At 28.3% G+C, this 10,547-nt stretch carries 8 protein-coding genes; 6 read left to right on the plus strand and 2 right to left on the minus strand.

Annotated features, from left to right (window positions below; translation table 11 throughout):
* Window positions 1–27: 27 nt before the first annotated feature.
* Together ACYUE0_RS17150 and ACYUE0_RS17155 are read right to left on the minus strand one after the other, a co-directional pair.
* Window positions 28–636, minus strand: a complete 609-nt coding sequence (locus tag ACYUE0_RS17150; RefSeq protein WP_460271799.1) for a transposase — start codon at window positions 634–636, stop codon at window positions 28–30.
* A gap of 23 nt (window positions 637–659) precedes the next feature.
* Window positions 660–926 carry a hypothetical protein gene (locus tag ACYUE0_RS17155; protein ID WP_460271801.1) on the minus strand — a complete coding sequence of 89 codons (267 nt, stop codon included), beginning with the start codon at window positions 924–926 and terminating at the stop codon, window positions 660–662.
* Window positions 927–1,534: 608 nt separating this feature from the next.
* On the opposite strand from ACYUE0_RS17155, the gene ACYUE0_RS17160 reads away from it, so the two are divergent.
* The 6 genes from ACYUE0_RS17160 to ACYUE0_RS17185 all read left to right on the plus strand — a co-directional run bounded on the left by ACYUE0_RS17160 (window position 1,535) and on the right by ACYUE0_RS17185 (window position 10,330).
* Window positions 1,535–4,066 carry a heavy metal translocating P-type ATPase gene (locus ACYUE0_RS17160; protein ID WP_460271803.1) on the plus strand — a complete coding sequence of 844 codons (2,532 nt, stop codon included), beginning with the start codon at window positions 1,535–1,537 and terminating at the stop codon, window positions 4,064–4,066.
* 183 nt (window positions 4,067–4,249) lie between these two features.
* On the plus strand, window positions 4,250–4,933 hold the full coding sequence (locus tag ACYUE0_RS17165; protein ID WP_460271805.1) for a response regulator transcription factor: 684 nt from the start codon (window positions 4,250–4,252) through the stop codon (window positions 4,931–4,933).
* A gap of 1 nt (window position 4,934) precedes the next feature.
* On the plus strand, window positions 4,935–6,197 hold the full coding sequence (locus ACYUE0_RS17170; protein WP_460271807.1) for a sensor histidine kinase: 1,263 nt from the start codon (window positions 4,935–4,937) through the stop codon (window positions 6,195–6,197).
* 133 nt (window positions 6,198–6,330) lie between these two features.
* Window positions 6,331–7,017 carry a polyphosphate polymerase domain-containing protein gene (locus ACYUE0_RS17175; RefSeq protein ID WP_216450512.1) on the plus strand — a complete coding sequence of 229 codons (687 nt, stop codon included), beginning with the start codon at window positions 6,331–6,333 and terminating at the stop codon, window positions 7,015–7,017.
* A 43-nt stretch (window positions 7,018–7,060) separates the two neighbouring features.
* Window positions 7,061–7,750: a DUF4956 domain-containing protein gene (locus ACYUE0_RS17180; protein ID WP_216450511.1), complete on the plus strand. Its 690-nt coding sequence runs from the start codon at window positions 7,061–7,063 to the stop codon at window positions 7,748–7,750.
* Window positions 7,751–8,212: 462 nt separating this feature from the next.
* The gene (locus ACYUE0_RS17185) at window positions 8,213–10,330 is read left to right on the plus strand and encodes a CotH kinase family protein (RefSeq protein WP_460271810.1); all 2,118 of its coding nucleotides are present in this window, start codon (window positions 8,213–8,215) and stop codon (window positions 10,328–10,330) included.
* The last annotated feature ends 217 nt before the right edge of the window (window positions 10,331–10,547 follow it).

The raw sequence follows: 10,547 nt of genomic DNA on the forward strand, positions 1-10,547 counted from the left end.
TATAGGGTTCCAAGTTCAGAATTAAAATTATACTAGGTAATTTTTAGCATAAGCTAACGAAAAAAGTTTATTTTTATTTGAATTTAATTCGTCAAAAATAAGTTTAGTATCCATAACAAGCTCATAAATATTTTCTCTAGCACTAGGCCTGTATAACAAAGATTTATAGTATCTCCAAATATGTTCTTGAGGGTTCATTTTAGGAGAATATTTCGGTAAGAATATCGGTTCTAACCTATCTCTGTTATCAAAATAAAATTTTTGCATGGCAATGCTATTATGAGTTTTAGCATTATCAAGAAATATAATAAYCTTTTTACCAGGGTTAATTCTCATCAAATGCAACATATGAGATTRTATGGATTCTGATGTTATTGAATCTTGGGAAGAATAAATATCAACAACAGTATGCATATTATTTAAAATAGATGTGGAGCCAACTAGGCGTAGCCCTTTATGAGAACCATTTTTCTCAAGTATAGGGGGATGTCCTACTGTGCTCCAAGAGTAATAGTTAACAGATTCAACAGATRCACTAGTTTCATCTAATGCATAAACAGTTACATCAGATGAAGATTCTAAAATAGATAGTTGGTTTCGTATTTTTTTAAAAGGCTTCTTGCTAATCCAATCCATTCTACAAATTTGATTTTATTTTATTACAAATTTAAAAATTGAAAAATTGAAAACACCAAAGCAAGTATCGCAGCACATAAACTACCTTTAGCAACCTCTTTATTTTTCTTCCAATTCTGAATGGTTTGGATTAACATTAACACACCCAACAATGGCACAATTAAATCTACTTCAGTTTTCCAAACACCTAAAATCTGCGTACATACAAATATTATTATGCTTATAGAACAAATACTGCTAATTACAGACAGCACTTTTTCATCTGTTTGTTTTTCACTCACTTTTCTCATTATACCTCCTATATATTCCAACTTACGGCTTACAATTTAATATCATATATTCTTATTATACATAACTTATGGATTATAATTCCAGTAATTATGTAAATAAAACTAAATTTATATAAATATCGGTTGTCTTGTTGTAATACCATTAGACCTACTCATTCATCTTTTAAAATTAGAATGAAGACTATTAATGTGTTTAATATGGTAAATATCCTATTTAAAGAAAGGTATTGGCATATTTGCAGGTTTAGTTCCTTTATATGAGTAAGCAAAGAAAACTTCATCTGCTTCAACTACACCATCAACAGAGCTTAAAATTTAAATTAAAAGCTGTTTTAAGTCTAAACTTCTTAATTTTATATTAATATAGTTTATTTTTTATAAAAATTTACCAAGAATAATTTTAGTCACTAATTTGGAATCCTATAAATATAGTGAAACAAACTCCAATTTAAATTTATTCAATAACTTTAAAATATTTTTATATAAGATGTAGTTTTAAATTTAAAATAAATTTTTCAAAAAAACGTTGACACTTTTGAGGGTAAAGGAGTATTATAATATTAACATATGAACAATTATTCATATGTTCATAGTTGGAGGTGAGTGTTTTGAGTAAAAAACAATTAGTTTTAGAGAATTTACATTGCGCTAATTGTGCTTCAAAAATAGAAAATAAAATAAAAGAATTAGATGATATAAAAGATGTTACAGTTAATTTTATGACTAGAAGTCTCCTTTTTGAAACAAAAGATGAAGATTCAAATGAAGATACCTTATTAAAAATAAAAAAAATAGTAAATAAAATAGAACCGGATGTAATTATTAAAGAGGATAAAAAAACTATTCCTTTAAAGCCAGCATTAAATGCAAAGAAAATAGAAATTATAAAGACTAAAAATAATAGTTGTTGTAGTAGAGATAACCATGAGCATAATCATAAAGAAGATTGCTGTGGTGGACATGATCATAATCATGATATTATTAATAAAATACAACCGAAAGAAATAAAAAATAATAAAAAAGAGTTGATTTTAGAAGGTTTAGATTGTGCTAATTGTGCTTCGAAGATAGAAAATAAAACAAGAGAAATTAAAGGTGTTAAGGCAGCAAATTTAAATTTTATGAATAAGACTTTAGTTTTTCAATATGATGAGGAAGAAAACATTCCAATAATTTCAGAGGAAATAAAATCAATAGTTAAAAAACTAGAACCACAGGTTAAAGTTTTAGATAAGGAAACTATAGAAAAAAATAATAGTGGTTTAAAAAAAGAAAAAAGCTCTATATATAAAGAGCATAAAAAGGAAATTAATAAATTAATATTAGGCGGAGCTATTTTTCTTATAGGTAATATATTAAATTTAGAAAATAATATAGAGTTAATTATATTTTTAATAGCTTATGTTATTGTTGGTGGAGAAATTGTTTTAAGAGCGGTTAAAAATATAGCTAGAGGTCAAATATTTGATGAAAACTTTTTAATGACAATAGCAACAATAGGAGCTTTTATAGTTGGACAATATCCTGAAGGTGTAGGAGTTATGTTATTCTATCAAGTAGGTGAATTGTTCCAACATATAGCAGTAAATAATTCACGTAAGTCAATATCAAGTCTTATGGATATTAGGCCGGATTTTGCTAACTTAAAAAAAGGTAATGATATAGTTGTTGTATCGCCAGAAGAAGTTAATATAGGAGAATATATAGTTGTAAAACCTGGAGAAAAAGTACCACTAGATGGAGTTGTAGTCGATGGAACTACAATGGTAGATACTTCAGCATTAACTGGAGAGTCAATGCCAAGAACTATTGAAAAAGAGGATGAGGTTTTAAGTGGTTTTATAAATCAAAGTGGTGTTATAACTGTTAAAGTAACTAAACCTTTTGGAGAATCTACTGTAGCTAAAATACTTGATTTGGTTCAAAATGCAGGTAACCGTAAGGCAAAGGCAGAAAACTTTATAACTAAGTTTGCCAAATATTATACACCAATAGTTGTTATATCAGCATCCTTACTTGCTATTATTCCACCATTATTTGTTGAAGGTGCAACATTTAGTGATTGGGGATATAGAGCATTAATATTCTTAGTTATTTCTTGTCCATGTGCACTTGTTATTTCAATTCCATTAGGATTCTTTGGAGGAATTGGTGCAGCATCTAAAAATGGAGTTTTAATTAAAGGAAGTAACTATTTAGAAATATTAAAAGATATAGAAACAGTAGTTTTTGATAAAACAGGAACTCTTACTAAAGGAGTATTTAATGTAACCACTGTTAACAGCAGTAATAATTACGATAAAGAAAAAGTATTAGAATATGCAGCTTATGCTGAAAGTTTTTCTAATCATCCAATAGCAAAATCAGTGGTTAATGCTTATAAAAAGGATATAGATAATTCTAAGATAGAAAAACATGAGGAGATTGCTGGACAGGGTATTATTGCTTATGTTGAAGGCAAGAAGATAGTTGCTGGAAACATTAAAATAATGGAAAGCAATAATATAGAATTTAGTAAGGTTGATACAGTAGGAACAGTAATTTATGTTGCAATAGATAAAGAATTTATAGGTAGCATAATTATAGAAGATACAGTAAAAGATGATGCAAAACAGGCAATAGTAAAGCTGAAATCAAATGGAGTAAAAAATACAGTAATGCTTACTGGAGATAATGAAAAAGTTGCATTAAAAGTTGGAAAAACTTTAGGTTTAGATAAAGTTTATTATGAACTATTACCTCAAGATAAAGTTGAAAAGTTAGAGGAAGTAGATAAAGCTAAATCTAAAAATAAAAAAGTTGCATTTGTTGGTGATGGAATAAATGATGCTCCAGTTTTAGCAAGAGCAGACATTGGAATAGCAATGGGTGGACTTGGTTCTGATGCAGCAATAGAGGCAGCAGATGTTGTTATAATGACAGATGAACCATCTAAAATAGCTACAGCGATAAATATATCTAAAAAAACAAGAAAAATAGTTGTAGAAAATATAGTATTTGCATTAGGTGTTAAAATAATAGTTTTAATACTAGGAAGTTTAAGAATGGCAACAATGTGGGATGCTGTATTTGCAGATGTAGGCGTGGCTGTACTAGCTATATTAAACGCTATGAGAGTAATTAGATATAAAAAATATTAAAATAATATTGTGTTAAAAAAGCATTCCTTTAAAAATAATTTTAAAGGAGTGCTTTTTAATTTTGTTTTGGATAAACTAAAAATAAAGTTTTTAAAGATAAAAAAAATATTTGTTAAGGTAGTTTAAAGGAAGCAGTACTATAATTATTATATTATAAAATTTTTTAGGAGTTGAGGGGAGAATATGATAAAAGTATTACTTGTTGAGGATAATATAAAGATAGTTGAAAACATATTAGAATATTTTAAAAATGATGTGGAGATAGAGTCTGTATATAATGGCTCTGATGCTATAGAGTATTTAAATGCTTATTGTTATGATGTGGTCATATTAGACTTAATGCTACCAGAAGTAGATGGTATGGGTGTATTAAATTACATTTCTAAAAAGAGTTTAAATGTAGGAGTTATTGTATTAACAGCAAAAGAAGAGTTAGGAGATAAACTTAAAGCTTTTGATTTAGGTGCAAACGATTATCTTACAAAACCTTTTTATATGGAAGAATTAAAGGCTAGAATTAATGCTATTTTAAAAAGTATGGGAAAGATAAAAAATTCTAACATACTTGAACTAAAAAATATGGAAATCAATATGAAAACTAAAAAAGTATATATAGAAGGTAAAGAAATAGAACTTAATGAAAAGCTATATAACCTTTTAGAGTATTTAGTTATCAATAAGGGAGTGGTGCTTTTTAAAGAACAAATTTTTGATAATATATGTGGATATGATAGTGATGCATCAACAGAAATTATTGAAGTTTATATGAGTAGATTACGTAAAAAACTAAGTGGTTTTGGATATGATAAATATATTATAACTAAAAGGGGAATGGGATATTTAATTGACGAAAGTATTGGAGAGTAGAATGAAAAGAAAAGATATTTTTCGTAGTACTAAAAGAAAAGTAACACTTATAAGTACAGTTATAGTATTTGGTTGTTTATTCATTTTTGCAATAATAACTACAACTTTATATAAATCAAGAGTATTTACTAATATAGATGATCAGTTGTATGAACAAAAAAATGCTGTAGATAAATATTTAAATAGCAAAATTCATGAAGGAAACTTCTTATTTAACCAAAAAGAAAATAAATTTCCACCACCAATGTTACCTAAAGTAATAACCATTGTATATGTAGGGGAAGAAATATACTATATCAACCCTAATCCTTATTTTGATGCAAGTGTATTACCAAATTTTAAAGACAATGTAGATAATGATGTGCAAAAGATAAATCATAATGGATATGAATTTCGAGGAATTACTTTTAAAAATCGTGAATTTACAACACAATTACTCGTTAATGTAGATTCAGAAATACAATCAATGTCACAATTGAAAACTTCCATTATACTTAGTTTAATGCTTTTAATTATAGTAGCATTAGTTTTATCATATATACTTTCATCAAAAATAATAAAGCCTGTAAAGGAAGCTTATGATAAACAAGTGTTTTTCGTACAAGATGCTTCACATGAAATGCGTACTCCTTTAGCTGTAATTAAGGGAAGGTTAGAAATTATAGCAAATTCATGGGTTCAAAGTATGGATAAAGATTTTGAGCATATTTCTAAAATTATGAGTGAAATTAAAAGTCTTGAGAAGTTAACCAGCGATTTATTATTACTATCTAAAGAAGATATTGATGTAAATATTAATGTTACAGAGTTTAAGCTTAATAGTTTAATTAGTGATATAAGTGAGTTTTATATGGATTTAGCTGAATTTCAAGGTAAGAAGTTTTATATAAATAAACCTATTGAGCATATAAAAGTACGATGGGATTATAGCAAGGTAAAAAGAATGATTATAATACTTCTTGAAAATGCCTTCAAGTATACTGAAAAAGGTGGAAGTATAGTCCTAACATTTGAGGAGATAAACAAGGCTATAAAAATAACGGTTAAAGATAATGGTATAGGAATTAAGGAAGAGGAACAAGAACGTATATATGATAGATTTTTTAGAAGTGCAGATGTAAGAGGGAAAAATATAAATGGAAGTGGAATTGGGCTTAGTTTATTAAAGTCTATATCAAACACTTTAGGAATAAAAATTAAGTTAACATCTACATATAAAAAGGGAACTGAATTCGTATTAATTGTGCCTAAGATAATAAAATAAAGAATTTAAAGATAAAGCATTCTAATGGAAAAATTACCAGTAGAGTGCTTTATTTTTTATTGTAACTGTTAAGGAAATATTAAGGTTCACTATATAGAATAGGTATTGTTAAGAGATTGGAGGTGTTGAATTTATGGCTGAAAAGAAGTTTAGACATGAGCTTAAGCATTATATAAACATGTCAGATTATATGGCTATCAAGAATAGGTTAACCCAGATTATGAGGTTAGACAAAAATGCTAACCAAAACAATGAATATAAAATTAGAAGTCTTTATTTTGATAACTTAAATGACAAGGCTTTAATGGAAAAGATTAATGGAATAAATCGTAGAGAAAAATTTCGTATAAGATTTTACAATGATGATTATTCATTTATTAAGCTAGAAAAAAAGTCTAAAATAAATGGGTTATGTGGAAAAGATAGCGCAAAAATAACAAAAGAGCAGTGTGAGAAAATAATTGAAGGCGATATTGAGTTTTTAAAGCATAGTAATATACCATTATTTGTGGAATTATATGCGAAGATGAAAGGTGATTTGCTAAAACCTAAAACTATAGTGGATTACACAAGAGAAGCTTATATATACCCAACAGGTAATGTAAGAATAACCTTTGATAAAGATATAAGAACTGGAATTCATAGTAAAAGTATCTTTGATGCAAATGTACCTACTATAAGTTCTATAGATAATACTTTTGTAGTGCTTGAAGTTAAGTATGATGAATTTTTACCAGAAATAATACAACATATCATACAAACTAATGACCGTAGAGCAACTGCTATTTCAAAGTATGCTGCATCTAGAATATATGGTTAAATTATTTATTAAAAATTTTTATAAGATATAAGGAGGAAATATGATGGGAGAACAAACTATCAATTTTGGAGACATTTTTAAATCAAGCTTCATTGAAAAAATGAGCGCAGTATCAATTTTAGACATGCTAATTGCAATGGTTCTTGCATTTGTAATAGGACTTTTCATAATGCAAGTTTATAAAAAAACATTCAAAGGGGTTATGTATTCAGCAAACTTTGGAATGTCACTAGTAGCACTTAATTTAGTAACAACATTAATTATATTAGCAGTTACATCTAATGTAGTTCTTTCTCTTGGTATGGTTGGTGCTCTTTCTATTGTTCGTTTTAGAAGTGCAGTTAAAGAGCCAATGGATATTGCTTTTTTATTTTGGTCAATAAGTGAAGGTATAGTATTAGGAGCAGGACTTATTTCATTAGCAGTAATAGGAGCAATTTTCATAGGAATCGTTATGGTTTTATTTTCTAACAAAAATACAGTTAATAATCCATATATATTAGTAGTTAACTGTGAAAATGATAATAGTGAAAAAAGTGTACTTCAATTAGTATCAAAGAGTGTTAGTAAATATGCAGTTAAATCTAAAACAATTTCACCATCAAATGGAATTGAAATGACTGTTGAAATTAAGCTTAAAAATGCTACGACAGCTTTTGTTAATGAAGTATCCAATATTCATGGAGTTTCAAATGTTGTTTTAGTAAGTTATAACGGAGATTATATGGCTTAGAAAAGTTGAATGTTATAGAACTACAAGTTGGTATTTAAAATTACATGAGGAACTTATTATTAATAAAAATGGTAAATATAACTTTAAACCGTTATTCAGTTAGTTATTTCGAGAAACTCTAATAATCTTTTTTTAAATTTTTAGGACTAAATGGCTGAATCGACGTCCTGTCTAGGCAGTCGCGAAACCCGTCCTTGGGTTTCGGTCCTAAAAATGTTAAAAAACTTCATAAGAGTTTCTAAGTCACAACTAAAAATCATAACTAACTTAAAGTTATAATTGCCATTAAAAAACATGTTAAATAAGTGAAGAGGTTAAATTTCAGTTTGGAATCCCTATATAGGTATACAAGCTTTAAATTTAATTTATACATCAAAATTTTAATTTCAAAAGAGAATATTAACTTAAAAAATTAAAACTTGATTTTGTATTCATATATTTATAACAAGGTGGTGATATATGGTGATAAATGAAAAAAATAGTGGATATGTATCTATAATAACTATGATACTAGCAGTAATGTTCATTGTAGTTTCAATAGTATTTGTAAATCCAAATAGTAGTAAGGTAACTTCAAATTCCACTATTACTGATGTTTTAGATCAAAACAGTATAACAGAAATAGATATTAAAATAGATGAAAGTGATTGGCAATGGCTTTTAGAAAATGCCACAGATGAAGAATATCGTAGTGCAGATATAACTATAAATGGAGAAACTTTCACAAATGTAGGGGTTAGACCTAAGGGTAATTCAAGTTTAAGCTCTGTAGCGAACGATAGTACTACAGATAGGTATAGTTTGAAAATTGATTTTGATCAGTATGTTGATGGACAAACTTATCATGGCATAGAAAAACTTGCATTAAACAATAATATATCAGATGCAACTTATATGAAAGAATATCTATCTTATGATATATATAAATTTTTAGGAATTTCAACACCAGAATATTCTTATAGCAATATAAAAATTAATGGTGAAGACTGGGGCTTATATTTAGGTGTTGAAGTTATAGATGAAAGATATATTGAGAAAAATTATGGAGAATTAGCAGGGAATCTTTATAAGCCAGAAACTATGGGCGTAGGAGCAAATAAAGGTGGAGAAAAACAAGATATGCCACAGATGAATGGTGATGAAAAAGGTGGCAATGTTCCTGATAAAGGACAAGTGCAAAATGACGAAAATATGGTTGGTGGAGAAAATCCAGAAGGTATGCCACAAATGCCTGCTGGCGGTAATATGCCAGATAATGCTAGCGGGGAAATGCCTAATGGTGGACAAGTAGATGGTAATATGCCAAATGGACAAACACCTGAAAATAATGAGCAAAATAATACAAATGAAAATGGGGACAAGGATAATAATAAACAAGGAATGCCAGGAGGAATGCCTGGTGGAATGGGCGGAAATAGTAACGGTGCAGATTTAAAGTATACAGACGATAATGTAGATAGTTATTCTACACTTAGAGATAGTGCTATATTTAAAAGCACTACAGATGCAGAGTTTGAAAAAGTAATTGATATGATGAAGAATCTTAATGATAGAACTAACCTTGAAGATTATTTAAATGTTGAAGAAGTATTAAAATATTTTGCTGTAAATACATTTTTAGTTAATTTAGATAGTTATTCAGGTGGAATGTATCACAATTATTATCTTTACGAAAAAGATGGAGTATGTGAAATCCTTCCATGGGATTTAAATATGTCTTTTGCAGGATTTTCTGTAAGTGATGGTACGAAAGCAGTAAATTTCCCTATTGATTCGCCAGTTACAGGCAATTTAGAAGATGCGCCATTAATAGGAAAACTTTTAGAAGTTGATGAATATAAAGAACTTTACCATGAATATTTAGAAAAGATTGCTAATGAGTATTTTAATAATGGTAAATTTGCAAATTCAGTTACAAATCTAGATAAACTAATTGGTGATTATGTAAAAACTGATGCTACTGCGTTCTTTACTTATGAAGAATATAAAAATTCTATTCCTGAGTTGCTTACTTTTGGTGAAGATAGAACTAAAAGTGTATTATCTCAATTAAGTGGAGAGCAATCATCTACAGAATATGGAAATGTAAGTACAACATTAAATTTAAAAGCATTAGGTGAACAATCAATGGGCGGTGGCATGAAAGGTGATAATCAAAACCAAGATGCTAAAGATGGAGAAGTGAACGGAAATAGCATGCCTAATATGAATGACGATAATCAAAACCAAGGTAATGGGAACGGAATGCCTAATATAAATGGCAATAATCAAAACCAAGGTGATAATAATGGTATGCCTAACATGGAAAATATGCAACAAGTTATGTCAATTTTAAAAGGAAAAAGTGCGGATGAACTAACGGATGAAGAAAAAGCACAGTTAGAGGAATTGGGCGTAGATGAAAGCATGATTAGCAAATTTCAAAACATGCAAGGCAATAATATGGGCGGACATAAAGGAATGCCAGGACAAACTGCGACTACTTCCATTGGTAGTGATGCTATAATTTACGGAGCAGGATTAGTATTAGTACTACTTGCAATGTTATTTGTAACAAGATATAAAAGAAAAAAATATTAAATTAAAGACAAGCTTAGTGTTTCTGATTTTAAGCAAGGACAGTTTTAAAATTTTAATTTAAAACTGTCTTTATTATTGTTTTAACATGTTGAGGGCGTGATAATGCCCGAAACTAAAAACCGCCCGCTATGCGGGTGAGATTAAGTTCTTAAGAAAAGAGCATCATACTTTTGTTATAATAGTGATTGTTCAAGCCACTAAGATAACAGAAAGGAAT

It is taken from the genome of Clostridium sp. CTA-19, from assembly GCF_054767855.1.

What these genes read in the sequence shown, in the direction of transcription:
- ACYUE0_RS17180 (WP_216450511.1), top strand. Translation starts at nt 7,061, where the DNA reads ATGGGAGAACAAACTATCAATTTTGGAGACATTTTTAAATCAAGCTTC.
- ACYUE0_RS17155 (WP_460271801.1), bottom strand. Translation starts at nt 926, where the DNA reads ATGAGAAAAGTGAGTGAAAAACAAACAGATGAAAAAGTGCTGTCTGTA.
- ACYUE0_RS17165 (WP_460271805.1), top strand. Translation starts at nt 4,250, where the DNA reads ATGATAAAAGTATTACTTGTTGAGGATAATATAAAGATAGTTGAAAAC.
- ACYUE0_RS17170 (WP_460271807.1), top strand. Translation starts at nt 4,935, where the DNA reads ATGAAAAGAAAAGATATTTTTCGTAGTACTAAAAGAAAAGTAACACTT.
- ACYUE0_RS17175 (WP_216450512.1), top strand. Translation starts at nt 6,331, where the DNA reads ATGGCTGAAAAGAAGTTTAGACATGAGCTTAAGCATTATATAAACATG.